At 53.9% G+C, this 18,847-nt stretch carries 17 protein-coding genes; 7 read left to right on the top strand and 10 right to left on the bottom strand.

Translation table 11 applies throughout. The features are described 5' to 3' along the window. Positions 1-175 precede the first annotated feature (175 nt). Entirely contained in the window at positions 176-2,473 is a 2,298-nt protein-coding gene (bglX, locus tag HV229_RS08860; RefSeq protein ID WP_016153697.1) for a beta-glucosidase BglX, read from the bottom strand. 232 nt (positions 2,474-2,705) lie between these two features. Here bglX and dld point away from each other — a divergent pair, with 232 nt between their 5' ends. Beyond that, positions 2,706-4,415, top strand: a complete 1,710-nt coding sequence (gene dld / locus HV229_RS08855) for a D-lactate dehydrogenase (RefSeq protein ID WP_016153698.1) — start codon at positions 2,706-2,708, stop codon at positions 4,413-4,415. 100 nt (positions 4,416-4,515) lie between these two features. Here the strand turns inward: dld and pbpG are convergent, their stop codons facing one another. Both pbpG and HV229_RS08845 read right to left on the bottom strand, forming a co-directional pair. After that, the gene (pbpG, locus tag HV229_RS08850; RefSeq protein ID WP_016153699.1) at positions 4,516-5,463 is read right to left on the bottom strand and encodes a D-alanyl-D-alanine endopeptidase; all 948 of its coding nucleotides are present in this window, start codon (positions 5,461-5,463) and stop codon (positions 4,516-4,518) included. A 180-nt stretch (positions 5,464-5,643) separates the two neighbouring features. After that, positions 5,644-6,231: a Yip1 family protein gene (locus tag HV229_RS08845; RefSeq protein ID WP_016153700.1), complete on the bottom strand. Its 588-nt coding sequence runs from the start codon at positions 6,229-6,231 to the stop codon at positions 5,644-5,646. A gap of 164 nt (positions 6,232-6,395) precedes the next feature. On the opposite strand from HV229_RS08845, the gene HV229_RS08840 reads away from it, so the two are divergent. Continuing rightward, positions 6,396-6,968: a DedA family protein gene (locus HV229_RS08840; RefSeq protein ID WP_016153701.1), complete on the top strand. Its 573-nt coding sequence runs from the start codon at positions 6,396-6,398 to the stop codon at positions 6,966-6,968. A 24-nt stretch (positions 6,969-6,992) separates the two neighbouring features. Here HV229_RS08840 and mdtQ read toward each other — a convergent pair whose 3' ends face one another. Then, positions 6,993-8,432 (bottom strand): multidrug resistance outer membrane protein MdtQ, encoded by a 1,440-nt coding sequence (gene mdtQ / locus HV229_RS08835; protein ID WP_153690208.1) that lies wholly within the window; start codon positions 8,430-8,432, stop codon positions 6,993-6,995. Positions 8,433-8,601: 169 nt separating this feature from the next. Between mdtQ and HV229_RS08830 the strand changes: the two genes are divergently transcribed. Next, positions 8,602-9,336 carry a class I SAM-dependent methyltransferase gene (locus tag HV229_RS08830; RefSeq protein ID WP_181547296.1) on the top strand — a complete coding sequence of 245 codons (735 nt, stop codon included), beginning with the start codon at positions 8,602-8,604 and terminating at the stop codon, positions 9,334-9,336. 184 nt (positions 9,337-9,520) lie between these two features. Here the strand turns inward: HV229_RS08830 and dusC are convergent, their stop codons facing one another. From dusC to HV229_RS08800, 6 genes are all read right to left on the bottom strand, one after another. After that, positions 9,521-10,471 (bottom strand): tRNA dihydrouridine(16) synthase DusC, encoded by a 951-nt coding sequence (gene dusC / locus HV229_RS08825; protein WP_181547294.1) that lies wholly within the window; start codon positions 10,469-10,471, stop codon positions 9,521-9,523. A 61-nt stretch (positions 10,472-10,532) separates the two neighbouring features. After that, complete coding sequence (locus HV229_RS08820) at positions 10,533-11,726, bottom strand: 3-hydroxybenzoate 6-monooxygenase (protein ID WP_181547292.1); 1,194 nt, start codon at positions 11,724-11,726, stop codon at positions 10,533-10,535. Between the two features lie 14 nt (positions 11,727-11,740). Then, positions 11,741-12,385: a maleylacetoacetate isomerase gene (gene maiA / locus HV229_RS08815; protein ID WP_019077220.1), complete on the bottom strand. Its 645-nt coding sequence runs from the start codon at positions 12,383-12,385 to the stop codon at positions 11,741-11,743. Positions 12,386-12,393: 8 nt separating this feature from the next. After that, entirely contained in the window at positions 12,394-13,095 is a 702-nt protein-coding gene (locus HV229_RS08810; RefSeq protein WP_016153707.1) for a fumarylacetoacetate hydrolase family protein, read from the bottom strand. A gap of 15 nt (positions 13,096-13,110) precedes the next feature. After that, positions 13,111-14,148 carry a gentisate 1,2-dioxygenase gene (gene gtdA, locus HV229_RS08805; protein ID WP_141895427.1) on the bottom strand — a complete coding sequence of 346 codons (1,038 nt, stop codon included), beginning with the start codon at positions 14,146-14,148 and terminating at the stop codon, positions 13,111-13,113. 11 nt (positions 14,149-14,159) lie between these two features. Next, positions 14,160-15,518, bottom strand: a complete 1,359-nt coding sequence (locus HV229_RS08800) for an aromatic acid/H+ symport family MFS transporter (RefSeq protein ID WP_016153709.1) — start codon at positions 15,516-15,518, stop codon at positions 14,160-14,162. A gap of 126 nt (positions 15,519-15,644) precedes the next feature. On the opposite strand from HV229_RS08800, the gene HV229_RS08795 reads away from it, so the two are divergent. The 4 genes from HV229_RS08795 (at position 15,645) to cdd (ending at position 18,808) form a co-directional block, all read left to right on the top strand. Next, the gene (locus HV229_RS08795; RefSeq protein WP_181547290.1) at positions 15,645-16,553 is read left to right on the top strand and encodes a LysR substrate-binding domain-containing protein; all 909 of its coding nucleotides are present in this window, start codon (positions 15,645-15,647) and stop codon (positions 16,551-16,553) included. Between the two features lie 131 nt (positions 16,554-16,684). Beyond that, on the top strand, positions 16,685-17,083 hold the full coding sequence (locus HV229_RS08790) for a CidA/LrgA family protein (RefSeq protein ID WP_016153711.1): 399 nt from the start codon (positions 16,685-16,687) through the stop codon (positions 17,081-17,083). Beyond that, the gene (locus HV229_RS08785) at positions 17,080-17,775 is read left to right on the top strand and encodes a CidB/LrgB family autolysis modulator (protein ID WP_016153712.1); all 696 of its coding nucleotides are present in this window, start codon (positions 17,080-17,082) and stop codon (positions 17,773-17,775) included. Before HV229_RS08790 ends, HV229_RS08785 begins: the two co-directional genes overlap by 4 nt. 148 nt (positions 17,776-17,923) lie before the next feature. Next, a complete protein-coding gene (gene cdd, locus HV229_RS08780) occupies positions 17,924-18,808 on the top strand; it encodes a cytidine deaminase (RefSeq protein WP_047500989.1) in 885 nt (294 codons plus the stop codon). Positions 18,809-18,847 lie beyond the last annotated feature (39 nt).

Raw genomic sequence — 18,847 nt, 5'->3', positions numbered from 1 at the left:
GAAAAAGCATAGTCGAAAAATCAAGCCTTAACCTGGCAATTGGGTAGTAACACTGAGAGTTACTCGCGGTAAGGCGATAATACAATAAAAAAAATCCGGCAAACCCAAAGTGAGTTTACCGGATGGTACGATTTCGCGGGCCTGATAAGCGTCACGCTATCAGGCATGATATCAATTACAGCAGTTCAAATTCGCCCTGCTTCACTCTGGCAGAATCCACGCCGATAAAGACGTTGAATTTGCCCGGTTCGGCATCGTATTGCATACGCTGGTTCCAGAATTTCAGCGCTTCAACATCAATTGGGAAGCTAACGGTTTGGGTTTCACCCGGCTTAAGATTCACCTTCTCAAAACCTTTCAGCTGCTTTACCGGACGACTCATTGAAGCGGTAACATCCTGCAAATACATCTGAATCACCGTCGCACCTTCGCGTTTGCCGGTATTGGTCACCTGCACGCTGGCCGTCACGGTCCCGTCACGCTTCATCGTCGGAGAAGAGAGTTTCACATCAGAAACCGTGAATGTGGTGTAGCTCAGGCCATAGCCAAAGGGATACAACGGACCGTTCGCTTCGTCAAAGTAGCGCGACGTGTACTTATTCGGCTTATCGGCATTATACGGGCGACCGGTATTAAGATGGCTGTAATAGACCGGGATCTGTCCGACAGAGCGCGGGAAAGACATCGGCAACTTGCCTGACGGGTTGTAATCGCCAAATAGCACATCGGCGATGGCGTTACCGCCTTCCGTCCCGGCAAACCAGGTTTCGAGGATCGCATCGGCCTGTTGATCTTCCTTAACCAGCGCCAGCGGACGACCGTTCATCAGTACCAGAACCAGTGGTTTACCCGTGGCTTTCAGCGCGGTAATCAGGTCACGCTGACTCTGCGGAATGGTGATATCGGTGCGGCTGGAGGCTTCATGCGCCATTCCCTGCGCTTCACCAACTACCGCGACGACCACGTCAGACTGCTTCGCGGCGTTAACGGCTTCATCAATCATCGCCTGCGGCGAACGCGGGTCAACCTTCACCGCCTCTTCATACTGGTTGAGGAAGTCGACAATGCCTTTGTCGTTGGTGATGTTCGCCCCTTTGGCGTATACCACTTTGCCCTGCTCGCCGATGGCATTTTTAATCCCCGTCAGCACCGTTACTGACTGATCGGCAACCCCGGCAGCAGACCAACTGCCCATCACATCACGCTTGCTGTCGGCCAGCGGGCCGACAACCGCTACGGTAGCGGATTTTTTCAGCGGCAATGTTTCCAGACGGTTTTTCAGCAGCACCAGGCTTTCACGTGCCACTTCACGCGCCTCTTTGCGGTGCAAACGGCTTTCCGCGTTGGTGTCCTGCGGGTCAGATTCTTTGGCCCCCAGATGGCTGTACGGATCGTTAAACAGCCCCATATCATATTTCACGTTCAGCACATGACGCGCAGCGTCGTCCAGCTCCGCCATCGTCACCTTACCTGACTTAATCAACCCCGGCAGGTATTTGCTGTAATACTCATCGCTCATGCTCATGTTGATGCCGGACTTGATCGCCACACGCACCGCATCTTCAGGATCGGCGGCAGTGCCGTGCTTAATCAGTTCCTTAATCGCGCCATGATCGGAAACGGTAATGCCCTTAAAGCCCCACTCATCGCGCAGCACGTCTTTTAACAGCCATGCATCCGAAGTCGCCGGCGTGCCGTTCAGCGAATTAAGCCCCACCATCACCGCACCGCTACCGGCGTCCAGTCCAGCTTTGTACGGTGGCATATAGTCGTTGAACAAACGCTGCGGGCTCATATCGACAGTGTTGTATTCCTTGCCGCCTTCAACCGCGCCATAGGCGGCATAGTGCTTGACGCTGGTCATCACCGAATAGCGATCGGCCGGGCTTTTACCCTGCATCGCTTCCACCATGGTTTTGCCCATCGTGGCGGTCAAATACGTATCTTCGCCAAACCCTTCCGAGGCGCGGCCCCAGCGCGGATCGCGCGAGACATCGACCATCGGTGCCCAGGTCATATTCAGACCATCATCGGCAGCTTCATACGCAGACACTCGACCAACGGTTCTGACCGCATCAAGATTAAAGGAGGACGCCAGACCGAGGCTTATCGGGAATACGGTACGCTGACCGTGCAATACGTCGTAGGCAAAAAAGAGAGGGATTTTCAGGCGGCTGAGATCCATCACCTGATCCTGCATTTTGCGGATATCCTGACGCGTGACGGTGTTAAAAATTGCCCCAACCTGCCCGTCTTTGATCATCTCGCGGATGGCTTCTTTCGGGTTATCAGGCCCGACGCTTATCAAACGCAGTTGCCCAATCTTCTCATCTACGGTCATCTGCTTGAGTAAATCGGTAACGAAGGCATCCCGCGCCTCTGGCGTCAGTGGATGGTTACCAAACAGAGTGTCCGCCAACGCTGGTTGCAATGCCAGACTCACCGCGACACCTACAGAACATAGCCATTTCATGTTGATTCTCTCTTTATTTTTTCCCGACGAGGCAGCGAAAATATAACAAAAACCGCAGTTTGCCGTAAGACTAAACGGGAGCGATAAAGAAAGCTAAGGTTATTCTCCTAATTTTCGAAACCAGCGCGAATCAGTAAAAGACGAACCAGAGACAATATGAATGAGAAAGCGTATTGTCATACAAAGCGCTATGCTTGTTCCTGATATTGAGTCCCACCACAAGGAGTGGAGAATGTCTTCCATTACAACAGATAATAAAGCTTTCCTGAATGAACTGACCCGTCTGGTGGGTCATTCACACCTGCTGACAGAACCTGCTAAAACCGCCCGCTATCGCAAGGGATTCCGCTCCGGCCAGGGCGATGCGCTTGCCGTCGTGTTCCCCGGGTCGCTTTTAGAACTGTGGCGCGTTTTGAGCGCCTGCGTCGCCGCGGATAAAATTATCCTGATGCAGGCCGCTAACACCGGCCTGACCGAAGGGTCTACGCCGAGCGGTAATGATTACGACCGCGAGATTGTCATTATCAGCACCCTGCGTCTTGATAAGCTGCACGTCATCGGCAAAGGTGAACAGGTGCTGGCCTATCCAGGAACCACGCTCTATTCGCTGGAAAAAGCGCTCAAACCGTTTGGCCGTGAGCCGCATTCGGTAATCGGATCTTCCTGTATCGGCGCTTCGGTTATCGGTGGCATTTGCAACAACTCCGGCGGCTCGCTGGTACAGCGCGGCCCGGCATACACGGAGATGTCGCTGTTTGCGCGTATTGACGAACAGGGAAAATTACAGCTGGTTAACCATCTGGGTATTGAGCTGGGCCAGACCCCGGAGCAGATCCTGAGCAAACTGGATGACGAGCGTATTAGAGATGACGATGTTCGCCACGACGGGCGTCACGCGCACGATCACGACTACGTTACCCGCGTCAGAGATATCGACGCGGACACGCCCGCACGCTATAACGCCGACCCGGATCGCTTGTTTGAATCGTCCGGTTGTGCAGGCAAGCTCGCGGTCTTTGCCGTGCGTCTGGACACCTTCGAAGCCGAAAAAAACCAGCAGGTCTTTTACATCGGCACCAACCAGCCAGAGGTGCTGACGGAGATCCGCCGTCATATTCTGGCAAAATTCGAGCATCTGCCGGTCGCCGGTGAATATATGCACCGCGATATTTACGACATCGCTGAGCAATACGGCAAAGATACGTTTCTGATGATCGACAAGCTCGGCACCGACAAAATGCCGTTCTTCTTCACCCTGAAAGGCCGCACCGATGCGATGCTGGAAAAAGTGAAAATTTTCCGTCCTCACTTCACCGACCGGGCAATGCAGAAATTTGGTCATTTATTCCCCAGTCACTTACCGGCGCGCATGAAAAGCTGGCGCGATAAGTACGAGCATCACCTGCTGTTAAAAATGGCCGGTGGCGGCGTGGCTGAAGCCCAAAACTGGCTAAGCGAGTATTTCAAAACCGCTGAAGGCGACTTCTTTGCCTGTACGGCGGAAGAAGGCAGCAAGGCGTTCTTGCACCGCTTTGCGGCGGCTGGCGCGGCTATTCGTTATCAGGCCGTACATGCGGATGAGGTGGAAGATATTCTGGCGCTGGATATCGCGCTGCGTCGTAACGACACCGAATGGTACGAGCATCTGCCCCCAGAGATCGACAGTCAACTGGTGCACAAACTCTATTACGGTCACTTTATGTGTTACGTCTTCCATCAGGATTACATCGTGAAAAAAGGCGTGGATGCGCATGCGCTAAAAGAGCAGATGCTGGAACTCCTGCGCGAGCGTGGGGCGCAGTATCCGGCAGAGCATAACGTCGGGCATCTATATCAGGCGCCGGAAACCTTGACCCGTTTTTACCGTGAGAATGACCCCACCAACAGTATGAATCCGGGTATTGGGAAAACGAGTAAGCAGAAGTTCTGGAAAGAATCGTAAACCTGAAAAAGATAAGCGCTACCGGGCATGTTGCCGGGGCGCTTTGCTTGCCCGGCCTACTGCTACATTCGCTATGCGTAGGCCGGATAAGACATCTTATTTAATCGTTCTGTGCGGTTTGCTCGCCCTTCGCCGAACCTGCCGCCGCCATCTGCGCAGCTTTTTGCTTTTTATAGCTCAGCGCCGCCGCCGGAACCGGCATCACCTTGCCCGTTTCAATCCAGGTACGTAAACGGCTGGCATCGGCAAAGTGAGTATATTTACCAAAGGCATCCATCACCACCAGCGCCACCGGTTTGTTGTTAATCACCGTGCGCATCACCAGACAGTGGCCTGCCGCATTGGTAAACCCGGTTTTCGTTAACTGAATATTCCAGTTATCGCGGTATACCAGATGGTTGGTGTTACGAAACGGCAGCGTATACGCAGGGTTGGCAAACGTCGCCATATCTTCACGCGTAGTACTTAACTGGCCGATCAGCGGATACTGTTTGCTGGCGATCAGCAGCTTGGTTAAGTCACGGGCGGTCGAGACGTTATGAATCGACAAGCCAGTGGGTTCCACAAAGCGTGTCTGAGTCATGCCGAGCGCTTTCGCTTTGGCATTCATGGCTTTGATAAACGCGTTGTATCCGCCCGGGTAATGATGCGCCAGACTCGCCGCCGCACGGTTTTCTGATGACATCAGCGCCAGCAGTAACATGTCTTTACGGCTGATTTCGCTGTTCAGTCGTACGCGAGAGTAAATGCCTTTCATCTCCGGCGTCTGGCTAATATCGACTTTCAGCTTTTCATTCAGCGGCAGTCGTGCATCAAGCACCACCATCGCCGTCATTAATTTGGTAATCGACGCAATCGGACGCACAAGGTCCGGGTGGTTCGAATAGATAACTTTGTTGGTATTCAGATCAACGATCATCGCGCTACCGGACGCTATCTCAGGTTGAGAAGCCGCTGCGGTAGTTGCCGTTTTCGCCACGGCTTGGGGTGCAAAAGGAACGGCCAGCACCAGGGCAAGGCTTAATAATGAAACTCGGAATTTCAGCATGATGAGATTTCTGATAATGGTTCACGCACGTCACAACGCACACCGCCAGAGATTAAGTATTATCTCAAGCTAGCTCAGGCATCATAGCGATCCGGCAGGTTTGCTGCCACAGGAGAATCGTCTCGAAATGCTGCGTTGCTGACTTTTACGTCAACAACGCAGCGTAGACAGGTTTATCCGTCAGAATAACCGATAGCCGTAACCCCACAGGATTACCGTAATAGCCAGCAGAACCTCCAGTACCAGCACACCAATTGCCAGCGTCGAACTGGAAAAACTCAACCCTTCCTCACGAGTGATATTCAGGAACGTCGGAATACCGAGATAAAGTAAATAACCGGTGTAAAACAGCGCGAGAGTCCCGACTAATGCGCACAGCCAGACCAGCGGATAAAGTGCGACCAGCCCGCTTAAAAACAGCGGCGTCGCGACATATCCGGCAAAGACCATACAATGCGCCAGCGACGGACGCTGCGGGTAGTTACGCGCCATCCACCAGATAACCCGGCCCATGACGGCAACGCCCGCCAGCATCACCCCGTAAAACAGAATCGCCATTGCAAATCCAGTCAACAGGGATAATTTCAGGATATTGCCATCGCCAAAATCCCAGCCGATTTGTGTGGTACCGATGAACGCACAAACAACCGGGATTGCCGCCATCAGAAGTACATGGTGGGTGTAGTGATGCGAAACGCTTTCGTTTTCGCTGTTGATCACATGCATTTCACGATCGGGATGGGAAAACAGCCCCCAGACATGGTTCATACCGCCCCCTTCTTGTCAGCTCCGGACCTCAACAGTTCAAGTATAATTCAGCTTTGGATTAATTTTTGTACAACAACAAAAATGACGAACCGCTAATTCAGCGCTTTTAAACCCCACGATGATTCACAGGGTGTATGCTTAACGTCGGGAGGTCATCCAGACATATGGATATAAACAGTCTTATTGCACATTACGGTTACGCCGCATTGGTCATTGGCAGTTTGGCCGAAGGTGAAACCATTACCCTGCTGGGCGGCGTGGCGGCACATCAGGGATTACTTAAATTTCCTCTGGTGGTTATCTCTGTGGCCCTGGGCGGGATGATTGGCGATCAATTGCTGTATCTGCTTGGGCGTCGTTACGGTGGAAAAATTTTGCGTCGTTTCTCAAAACATCGCGACAAAATCCGCAGGGCGCAGAAAATGATCCAGCGCCGTCCTTATCTGTTCGTGATTGGCACCCGTTTTATGTATGGTTTTCGCGTGATCGGCCCATTGCTGATTGGCGCAAGCCATCTGCCGCCTAAAATTTTCCTGCCGTTGAATATTCTGGGGGCGCTGGCGTGGGCGCTGATATTTACCACTCTGGGTTACGTGGGGGGAGAAGTCATTGCGCCGTGGCTACACAATCTCGACCAGCATATTAAGCACTGGATATGGCTGGCTCTGGTGATTGTGCTGGTGCCAGGCGTTCGGTGGTGGTTAAAAAAACGCAGCAGCAAAAGTACGGCCCGATAGCGCGATGTCTACCGGGCGGGTGCGTTACGAAGCGTGGTAGCCGCCCCCCAGCGCGCGGTTCAACTGGATTGAGGCATCCAGCCATTGCCCTTGTAAAAGCAGAGCGTTGCACTGTTCACGTAATGCCGGGATCTTTGCCTCACTGACCCGGGAGCCCGCAATAATTCCGGCATTGAAGCGCGCCTGCGCCAGACCCACTACGCGCAGTGCATCATGCTCAATCTGCTGCTGATGCTGATTCTTCTGCGCCAGGGTTTCTACCTGCGATGCTGCACGCGCCACGTCATTCACCGCATCCACCACGGCTTTGTTGTAATTCGCCACCGTCAGGTTGCTTTGCGCTTGAGTAATGTCGAGATTCGCGTTCAGCCTGCCGCTATCAAAGATAGGCAGCGTCAGCCCGGCCGTTACGCCCATTTGCTGCGCGGAATGGCGAAACAAGTCGCTCAGATGTAACGCATCCTGTTGTAAAAATGCCATCAGATTTACATCGGGATAAAACGCCGCTTTCGCCGCATCAATGCTGCTCAGCGATGACTCAATGTACCAGTGCGCCGCCTGCAAATCCGGTCGGCGGGCCAGCAGCGAATAACCTAGCTGGGACGGGAGCTGGCTTTCCACCGCGGGCAGCGGGGTCGAATGGAGTTTCAGGGCTGTGGACTGCGAGTTGGTCAGCGCGCTCAACCGCGCTTCAATCACCTTCATTTTACCGCTGACATCGTTCAGCTGCTGCTCTGTTTTGCTGGAATCGATATCGGTTTCAACGCCTTCCACCGAAGAAGTAAGACCATTTTGATACAGTTGACGATCAACGTTAATGACGTTCTGCTGCTCGGTTTCGATTTGCGTCAACACGGTTTTCAGCCCGGCCTGCGTTTGCCATTCCCAGTATAGACGAGCCACACCGCTCGCCAGCACCTGTTGCGTTTGCTCGCGCTCGGCTTCACGCGCCTTAACGGCCCCAATACGTGCCGTCACTTCGGCCCGATTTTTACCCCACAGATCCAGATTCCAGCCAGCAGTTAAACCAAAGGTGCCGTTGGTGTACCACGGCCCGGTCGTCCCGGCGGCCGGATCGGTAATGGCAAACGGACCCATCAGCCCTTCGGCTGACATTCTCTGACGCTCCACATCTGCTGAGAAATCGATCTCCGGGCCATCCTGCGCCTCCACAGCCTTAGCCTGCGCCTCCGCCAGTTGAATGCGCTGTTCCGCGACCTGCATATCAGGAGAGTTTCGTAACGTGCTGTCAATCAGCGCATTAAGCTGGGGGTCATGGTATGCCTTCCACCATTGGCTGTCCGGCCAGCCATTTTTTAACGCCGCAGGCAATGTGGTATCGACATTCGCAGCGGGGGTCTGCTGTGACAGAGACTGGCGGTCATCATGCATCGGCGCGCAACCTGACATCAAAATAAAAAGCGGCAACAATGCCGTCGTGACAAAAGCAGAATTACGATTCATGGAGAGACACAGGTAAGAAAAGATGTGCTGAGATTACGACTTGTCGCGTTTCCTTTTTTAGTTACGCGTGGCAATACACCTTTGGCAATAAAAATATATAATCGGAAAAATATACACCCAACAAATAATTTAGATTAATTAATTTTAATAATTTATGGATGGAGACATTATGTCACAGAATATCTATGACGATCCCGAGTTCTTTGCCGGATATGCCACACTGGACCGTTCAGTAAAAGGGCTCGACGGTGCGCCAGAATGGCCGACAATACAAGCGATGCTCCCCGCTCTACAGGGAAAAAATATCCTCGATTTGGGTTGCGGATATGGCTGGTTTTGCCGCTACGCGCGCGAGAACCTGGCGGCCAGCGTAGTGGGACTGGATATTTCACAAAAGATGTTAACTCAGGCGCACAGCATGACGCAGGGTAATGGCATCGTTTATCGACGTGAAGATCTCGAGACGCTTTGCCTGTCGCCAAATTCCTTTGACCTGGTTTATAGCTCACTTGCCCTGCACTATTTGCGCGATATCGCACGATTATTCGTAACGATTTACCAGTCGTTAACACCGGGAGGCATGTTGGTATTCTCTGCCGAACATCCCATTTATACTGCACCGCTTAACCAGGGTTGGATAAAAGATAAAACCGGGCAACAGTCCTGGCCGGTCAATCATTATCAGCAGGAAGGCACACGCATCAGTAACTGGTTCGCGGAGGGTGTCAAAAAACAGCACCGTAAGCTGGCGACCTGGATTAATGCGCTGATAGCCGCCGGATTCGAAATCGTTTGTGTCGATGAATGGGGACCGTCCGCTGAACAGATTGCTGAAAACCCGGCGCTGGATGAAGAAAAAGAGCGGCCAATGGTGTTTCTGCTCAGCGCACGTAAACCGGAGTAAGGTCATTACAGGAAGATTTTCAGAGGCTTTCCTATACTTAACCTGAACTCACCAAAAAAGGAACGCTGATGAAAATCTTACTGTGGATTATTTTAGTTATTTTTCTGATTGGGTTATTGGTGGTAACTGGCGTGTTTAAGATGATTTTTTGAAAAAAAGGCCACTCCGGTGGCCGATTAATGTGTTAATGCAATTTAGCGATATCAATGGCCTGAATCGCGCGCGCGATATCCGGTGAATTGTTTAACGCGCGGATTTCCTGAAACAGCGCGGTTGCCTCTGAGTATTCTTTACGCAAATACCCTAACCATTGTTTAATCCGCGCCACGTGATACAGCCCGGTATCACCCTGCTTTTCAAGACGGGTATATTTTTGCAACAGCATCACGACATCAGGCCACGGCATACGCGGCTCGTTGTACTTCACCACACGGCTCAGGTTCGGAATATTTAATGCCCCACGGCCAATCATCACCGCATCGCATCCGCTGATAGCCATACAGTCTTGAGCGCTTTGCCAGTCCCAGATTTCGCCATTAGCGATAACCGGAATGGTAAGCCGCTGGCGGATCTCACCGATCGCCTGCCAGTTGATATGTTCGGCCTTATAGCCCTGTTCCTTGGTTCGGCCATGCACCGCCAGCTCGCTGGCGCCCGCCTGCTGAACGGCATCAGCAATTTCAAACCGCCTGTCGCTGTTGTCCCAGCCCAGACGCACTTTCACCGTCACGGGGAGATGATCCGGAACCGCCTCGCGCATGGCTTTTGCGCCCCGGTAGATGAGTTCAGGATCTTTTAATAACGTTGCGCCACCGCCGCTGCCGTTGACCAGCTTCGACGGGCAGCCACAGTTCAGATCGACACCAAACGAGCCCAGTTCTACCGCGCGCGCCGCGTTCTCCGCCAGCCACTGCGGATACTGCCCCAGCAACTGTATGCGCACCCGCGTGCCGGATGGCGTCAGGCTATTGTTATGCAGTTCCGGGCAGAGCCGATGGAAGACTTTTGCCGGCAGGAGCTGATCCACCACGCGCACAAACTCGGTGATGCACAGATCGTAATCATTCACTTCAGTCAGCAGCTCGCGCACCAGTGAGTCGAGCACGCCTTCCATCGGCGCCAGTAAAACACGCATATCGTCACCCGCAAAAAAAGAGGCGCTATGGTAGCGCCTCCGTTCAGGAGATTAAAGAGGCTCAGCGCGGCAACAGGCAGTTATCTTCTTTCCAGCCGTACAGCCATTCCATACCACGATAAAATTCCGCCTGAGATTTGCCTTTCCACAGCAGATTACGCACCTGGCGCTCGACGCCTGCGGCGTGGTACACACGTCCCATTTCGCGCGTCGACCAGACGATGCGCGCAGTACGCGGAATACGCACCGACTCATACAAAGCAAAGGCATCAGCCGCATCGCAGTCACACTGCTGTAACGCCTTACCGAGAGTGACGGCATCTTCAAGCGCCATACAGGCACCCTGCGCCATATATTGTGCCACCGGATGCGCAGCATCACCCACCAGCGTAATGCGGTCGGTCCCCCATTTCTCTACCGGTTCGCGGTCAGCGGTGGACCAACGACGCCATGAGGTCGGCTTATCCAGCATCTGACGCGGACGCGCATGAATACCGGCAAAATAGGAGAGCACTTCCTCTTTACTGCCATCCTTCACCCCCCACTCCTCCTGCTGACGACTGTGGAAGGTCACCACCAGGTTATACTGCTTGCCGCCGCGCAGTGGATAGTGCACCAGGTGGCAGTGCGGTCCGGCCCATAGCACCGGCGCGTTAATGCGCAAATCTTCCGGCATATCATCGCAATCAATCACCGCGCGATAGACCACGTGCCCGGTCACGCGTGGCGCATCGCCAATCAGAGACTGACGCACAACCGACTTCACACCGTCACAGCCCACCAAAATATCCGCTGTCCAGCTGTTACCGTGCTCATCAAAGACCGTCACATCATCTTCTGTCTGGCGAATATCAACCACGTTAGTTGAAGTGCGATACTCAACGTTGGGATGAACCAGTGCCGCTTCCCAGACAGAAGCATGAATATCAACCCGATGGATAACCGCATAAGGACCGCCAAAGTGATCGCGGAACGCCTGCCCGGTTTCAATGCGTACAACCTCTTTCGCGTTTACCGCATCCATCATGGTGATGTGATCGGTAAAAACGGCGCGCTTGCGGGCGACGTCACCCACACCAAGGCTGTCCAGAGCAGAAAACGCGTTCGGCCCGAGCTGAATGCCCGCACCAATCTCACCAATCTCGTGCGCTTTCTCCAGCAACATCACTTTAATGCCTTGACGGGCAAGCGATAGCGCGGTCGCCGCGCCGCCAATCCCGCCACCCACGATAATTGCGCGTGTCACTTTAGCCATTGTCGTTCTCCTTATCAGGCTGGAATTTTGTCTTGTTGATTCTCGGGCGCGGCGGCGATAAACGCCGGAAGCTGGGTACAGGCATCATATACCGCCTTACAGCGCGGATACCCGCTCAGATCACAGCCCATACGTAACGCGTTCGCCCACTGCGGGATCAGACAGCAATCCGCCAGCGTCGGCGCATCCCCCACGCAGAACGTCCCCGAGTGACTCTGGCGCAGCATCTGTTCAACCGCGCTTAACCCTTGCTGGATCCAGTGCGCATACCAGCGTTTTTTATCCTCTTCACTGACCTTTAGCTCTTCGCTCAGGTAGCGCAGTACCCGCATGTTATTCACAGGATGGATATCACAAGCGATGGCATAAACAATTTCCAGCACCCGGCTGCGCGTCGGGAAGTCGGCTGGCAGCAGCGGCGACTGAGGAAAGTGACCATCCAGCCAGTCGGTTATCGCCAGCGACTGCCCGAGTGATTCTCCCTCATCAGTGACCAGCGTCGGTACAAGCCCTACCGGGTTCATCCGCCGGTAGGCCAGCTCGTTCTGCTGACCGATGCGAATGTTGACACCCACCGTCTGGTAATCAAGCCCCTTCAGCGCCAGCGCAATGCGTACGCGATATGACGCGGAGCTGTTAAAGAAACTGTACAGCTTCATCATCCACCTCAGACAATCTTCACAGCGATGGGGGTTAAACCGTCTACATTGCCGGTGATCACATCTCCTTTCACCACTGCGCCCACGCCCTCTGGCGTGCCTGTGTAGATCAAATCACCCGGCTGTAGTTCGAAAAAGCCGGACAGATAGCTAATGGTTTCATTAACGGACCAGATGAGGTGGCGAATATCGCTACGCTGATGATCGTCGCCGTTGACCTGCAACCAGATAGGCGCGTTGTTAACATCCGCACTTTCGCTGGCTTTATGCAGCGGCGCGATGGGGGCTGAGAGATCAAATGCTTTGCCGATTTCCCACGGACGCCCCATCTGGCGCATCTCCATCTGCCTGTCGCGGCGGGTCATATCCAGACCAGTGGCATAGCCCCAGATATATTCGTGCGCTTTTTCCAGCGGTATATCGCTGCCCTTTTTACCGATCGCCACCACCAGCTCTATCTCATAGTGATAGTTATCGGTCTGCGACGGGTATGGCAGCTCGAGGGTTTGACCGGCCGCCACCGGAACCACCGCATCGGCAGGTTTACAGAAGAAGAACGGCGGTTCGCGATCCGGATCAAAACCCATTTCACGCGCATGAGCGGCATAGTTGCGGCCCACGCAGTAAACGCGACGCACGGGAAACTGTTCATTACTGCCAACGACCGGAACGGTAACAGGCGCTTGTGGTTCGAATACGTATTGCGTCATTTTCTCTCTCCCAAATTAATAACGTGCTTCACGGAACAACCCCAGCGCTTCCTGAACCGGTCTGTCCGAAAAACTAAATAAGACGGCATCTTCGTGGGCCTGGAATGACACGCCGTGCCAGGTTGGCACCACGAAGATATCTTTTGGCGAAAAATTGAAGATCTCGGTGCCGATGGTGACCTGCCCGCTTCCTTCCACCACGTGATAGATAGTGCTGTCGGTGGTACGCGCCATCCGCGAGGAAAAGCCCTTCGGCAACAGTTGTAAAAAGGTCCCCATTGAAGGCATGGGATAACCACCGGTTACCGGGTTGACGTAACGCATCTTGTAACCGTCCCACTCATCGGCGTCGCCCATGCGGGTCAGGTCATGCAGCGCTTCACGGCTGCGATCGTAGCGATAGTTGAAAATTGGCGATGAGTTACCCTTCTGATGACGCAGCGGCAACATATTGGCCGCGTAGCGTGGTAAGTAATCCCCTTCCTTACGCGTGACCGGCTGCTGATCCTCCGGGTAATCTTCCGCAAAGCCGCAACCCAGCAGATTCACCAGTGGCAGATCCAGACCGTCCAGCCACACCACCGGTTCACTGCCTGGGTTGCCGTGGTCGTGCCAGCGCCACTGTGGCGTCAGAATAAAATCGCCTTCATGCATTTGGGTGCGCTCGCCATCCACCGCGGTAAATGCCCCTTTCCCTTCGACAATAAAGCGCAGCGCAGACTGATTATGCCGGTGACTCGGCGCAACCTCGCCCGGCATGATTAACTGCAATCCGGCGTACAGCGTTGGGGTGATTGAAGACTGTCCGCGCAGCATGGGGTTTTCCAGCACCAGTACGCGACGAATCGCCTCTTTCGCGCCAATCAGATCGCCGCTTTCCAGCAGCAGCGGGCGGACCTCCTGGTAGTTCCAGTACGCAGGAGCACAATGTGCGTTCGGCGTTGGCGGTACCAGGCGGTGCAGCGACTCCCACAGAGGGGTCAGATTCTGCCCGGAAATATGCTGGTAAAACTGCTGACGGCTGTTCTTAACATCCTGATTAAGTTCTGACATAGAGATTCTCCTTATTTGTTCACGATGCCTACGCGTGACAACGCGTCAGGGACAGAGGCCGACTGGCGGATAACAACCGTCAGCAGCATAAGCATCACCGCGCTGATGGCCGCCGGAACGGCAATAATGAAAAACAGGTTATCGAATGAGAAATTCATCGCCATCATCACGCCGCCGGAGAGCGAGCCGACAATCGCGCCGCAGCGGCCAATCGCATTAGACCAGCTGACGCCCGTGGCCCGGCTCTGCGTCGGATAAAGCGTGGCGGTTAAGGCATTCAGGCCCACCTGCGAACCGCTGATGCCGATGCCGGTGCCAAAAATGGCCAGCGCCATCAGCCACAGGCCGTTCTCGCTCAGGCCAATCATGACAATACATACCGCGCCCAGCGCATAGCTCACTGCCAGCACGCGGAAAGGATTGTATTTATCCATCAGCACTCCCAGCACCAGCGCACCTAGCGTACCGCCAATCTGAAAGGCAGCGGTCACCCATGAGGCATGCTGCAGGTCAATTCCACGATGGTTAAGCAGCGTTGGCATCCAGCTGGAGAGCAGATAAATAATCAGCAGGCTCATAAAGAACACCACCCATAACATCAGGGTAATGGGCAACTGTTGCCCGACGAACAGCTGGCGAATGCTGCCTTTGGCAATCGCGGCGCCCTCGTTGAGATAAAATTGGGTATTGTCATAACGTTCCCGGGTGATGGCGCTGACGGTTCTGGCAATCACGTTTTGCGGCAACTGACGACGAACCTGCCAGCGCGGGGATTCCGGCAGCGCAAACAGCAGAGCCACAAACAGCATCAGCGGTAGCACGCCTCCCAGCACCAGGATGCCGTGCCAGCCAATAACCGGCACCAGCTGTGCGCTGACAATCCCGCCCATCGCCGAGCCCAGGGTAAAACCGCAGAACATCATGGTGACCAGTGCACCACGCCGACGCGCTGGCAGGTATTCTGAGGTCATAGTGATAGTATTTGGCATCGCGCCGCCCAGGCCTAACCCGGTAAGGAAGCGCAAAAAAACCAGCGTTTGCAGATCGGGGGAAAAAGCCGAGATCAGGCTCAGTGCGCCGAACAGCGCCACGCAGAGTTCAATCACCCGTTTGCGGCCAAAACGATCCGATAGCGGACCGCAGAGCAGTGCGCCAGCGGTCAGACCCAGCAGGCCTGCGCCAAACAGCGGCGCCAGATCTCCGGCCGTCAGTTGCCAGTGGGTGCGAATATCAGGCGCGATAAAACCAATAGCTGCGGTATCAAAACCGTCGAGCATGACGACCAAAAAACAGCAAATGATAACGCGCCACTGGGTCTTACCGACGGGGGCGGAATCGATCAGTGCTTGTAAATCACGTTGTTGAGTCATAGTGAATGCCTCAGTGCAGGTAGAGTAGATGTCTGTTTTGTTTTAGGTATGTTGCGACTTTGTATGTTTGGAGATGAAATGTACAATGGCTTTTCATGCAGAGGCATAACCTGGAGGTTATAGCAAATGGCTAACTGGGCGCAGAAACTTAAGTTACACCACCTGCAAACGCTTATTGCGCTGGGCGAACAGGGGAATTTGACTCACGTCGCCCGAATGATGAATATCACCCAGCCAGCGTTGTCAAAATGGTTATCACAGCTCGAAGATGAGATGGGTATCACACTCTTTGAACGTCATAGCAAAGGCTTACGCCCTTCAGAAGGCGGCAAGCTGCTACTGCAGCATGCCCAACGCCTGATCAATGATATGGAACGTTCACAGTATGAAATCGCCCGTTTTAAGCAGGGAGGCCTGGTAGGGAGTCTGAAGATTGGCTGCTCGCCGGTGGCGACGGACTGCGTTTCACAGGCGATACTGGGTTTGCTCACAGAGCTGCCGACCTTGCATCTTAATATTGAAGAGAAGGTGATGACCCCGCTGCTGCACGATCTGCTCGCGGGTTCGGTGGATGTGGTGGTCGGACGCGTCGGTGGCCGGGCGCTTCAGTTGCCGCTCAATTACCAGGTGCTGTATACCGAACCGGTCTGTTTCGTCGCGCGCCCCGACCATCCACTGGCAAAATATCCCCTGCTCACCTGGCATGATCTGGCTAACTGGCGCTGGATTGTCTGGCCGACGGGAACGCCCATCCGGATAAGCATTGACAACGCGCTGGTAGATAACGGCGTCATGCTACCGGAAAACATCATTGAGTCGGCGTCGATAAACGTCAGCACCAACCTGCTGCAAAGTAGCGACATGATCTCTATTCTTTCTCTACGCCTGGCGCAGCGTTATGCCGCCCAGGGACAGCTGACTATCCTGAATCTGCCGAAGATTGAACAAAAAGGCAGCGTAGGCGTGTTCTGGCGCAACAATGAAACGCCCACGACCGCCCTGAATCGTTTTCTGTATTACCTGGCACAGGTTTAACGTGAACAGTTAGGGCCATCGCCCGATGTTCCAGATATCTATTTCTTCTATGCTTAGAATTCATGATGTGATCGGTAGCACGTTTTGAAGTTTAATTGTATGATGAATCAGTCTCGTCAAGGGTTTCAACTATGAGCAAAGCACTGAACATTATCTGGCAATATTTGCGCGCATTCGTCCTGATTTATGCCTGCCTCTATGCAGGTATTTTTCTTGCATCGCTACTCCCCATCACCATTCCGGGCAGCATTATCGGCATGCTGATTCTGTTTGTCTTACTGGCTTTGCAGGTGTTACCGGCAAAATGGGTTAACCCCGGCTGCTATGTGCTGATTCGCTATATGGCCCTGCTGTTTGTCCCGATTGGCGTGGGGATTATGCAGTACTTTGATCTGCTCCGTGCGCAATTTGGTCCGGTGGTGGTGTCCTGTACCATCAGTACGCTGGTCGTTTTCCTGGTGGTGAGCTGGAGTTCTCACATTGTGCACGGTGAGCGCAAAATCGTTGGGCAAAAAGGGTCTAAAGAATGATGTCGTATATCTGGTGGTCGTTACCCCTTACGCTGGCGGTATTTTTTGGCGCACGTAAGCTGGCTGCACGATTTAAAATGCCGCTATTGAACCCGCTACTGGTCGCCATGGTGGTGATCATTCCCATTCTGATGCTGACCGGAATTCCCTACGATCACTATTTCAAAGGCAGTGAGGTGCTGAACGATTTGCTGCAACCTGCCGTGGTCGCGCTGGCCTATCCGTTATACGAACAGCTGCACCAGATTCGCGCTCGCTGGAAATCAATTATTGCCATCTGCTTTGCGGGGAGCGTTGTGGCGATGGTTACAGGTACAACAATCGCCTTGTTGATGGGCGCATCGCCGCAAATTGCTGCGTCAATCATGCCGAAATCGGTAACCACGCCTATCGCTATGGCAGTGGGAGGCAGTATTGGTGGTATTCCGGCCATCAGCGCCGTGTGCGTCATTTTTGTTGGTATCCTCGGGGCTGTGTTTGGTCATACTTTGCTCAATGCGATGCGTATTCGCACCAAAGCCGCACGTGGACTGGCTATGGGTACCGCGTCGCACGCCTTGGGTACCGCACGCTGTGCAGAGCTGGACTATCAGGAAGGCGCGTTTAGCTCTCTGGCGCTGGTTATTTGCGGCATTATCACCTCGTTGGTCGCCCCATTCCTGTTCCCGATTATTCTGGCCCTGGTCGGTTAACCTTCAATTTTTGGCTAATTATTTGCGATGCGTTGCACATTTTTAATTTAAGTTTCATAAGTTGCATACACAATGAGATTTGGATCACATATAAAGCCGTAACAGGCCCGTAAACTACGATTCCATTACATTGTTATGAGGCATCGCCATGCATCCACGTTTTCAAACTGCTTTTGCCCAACTCGCGGATAACTTGCAATCAGCCCTGGCGCCTGTTCTGGCGGATGCGCATTTCCCCGCCATGCTGACTGCTGAGCAGGTCTCTTTGCTGAAACGCGAATCGGGACTGGACGAAGACGCGCTGGCATTCGCTCTACTGCCGCTGGCTGCGGCCTGCGCGCGTACTCCGCTGTCCAACTTCAACGTTGGGGCAATTTCTCGCGGCATCAGCGGCACCTGGTACTTCGGTGGGAACATGGAGTTCCTGGGGGCGACCATGCAGCAAACCGTTCATGCCGAGCAAAGCGCCATTAGCCATGCCTGGCTGCGCGGTGAAAAAGGGCTCGCCGCCATCACCGTCAACTACACGCCGTGCGGCCACTGTCGCCAGTTTATGAACGAACTGAACAGCGGACTGGATTTACGTATTCATCTGCCGGGACGTGCGCCACACGTGCTGCGCGATTACCTGCCAGATGCCTTCGGACCGAAAGATCTGGAGATTAAAACGCTGCTGATGGACGATCAGGATCACGGCTTCGCGCTGCAGGGCGATGCGTTGACCCAAGCGGCTATCACCGCCGCCAACAGATCTCATATGCCGTACAGCAACTCCCCAAGCGGCGTGGCGCTGGAATGTAAAGATGGTCGAATTTTTAGCGGTAGCTATGCGGAAAATGCCGCCTTCAACCCGACCCTGCCGCCGCTGCAAGGCGCGTTAAACCTGTTGAACCTTAACGGTTATGACTACCCGGATATCCAGCGTGCTGTGCTGGCTGAAAAAGCCGATGCGCCGTTGATTCAGTGGGATGCGACCTCCGCTACCCTGAAAGCGCTGGGCTGCAATAATATTGAGCGCGTGCTGCTCGGTTAATTGCCTGGCGCTACGCTTATCTGGCCTGCAATCGCTCCA

The organism is Citrobacter sp. RHBSTW-00524, from assembly GCF_013747755.1.
Lineage (GTDB): Bacteria > Pseudomonadota > Gammaproteobacteria > Enterobacterales > Enterobacteriaceae > Citrobacter > Citrobacter braakii.
This window is presented reverse-complemented; position numbering and strand designations above follow the sequence as displayed.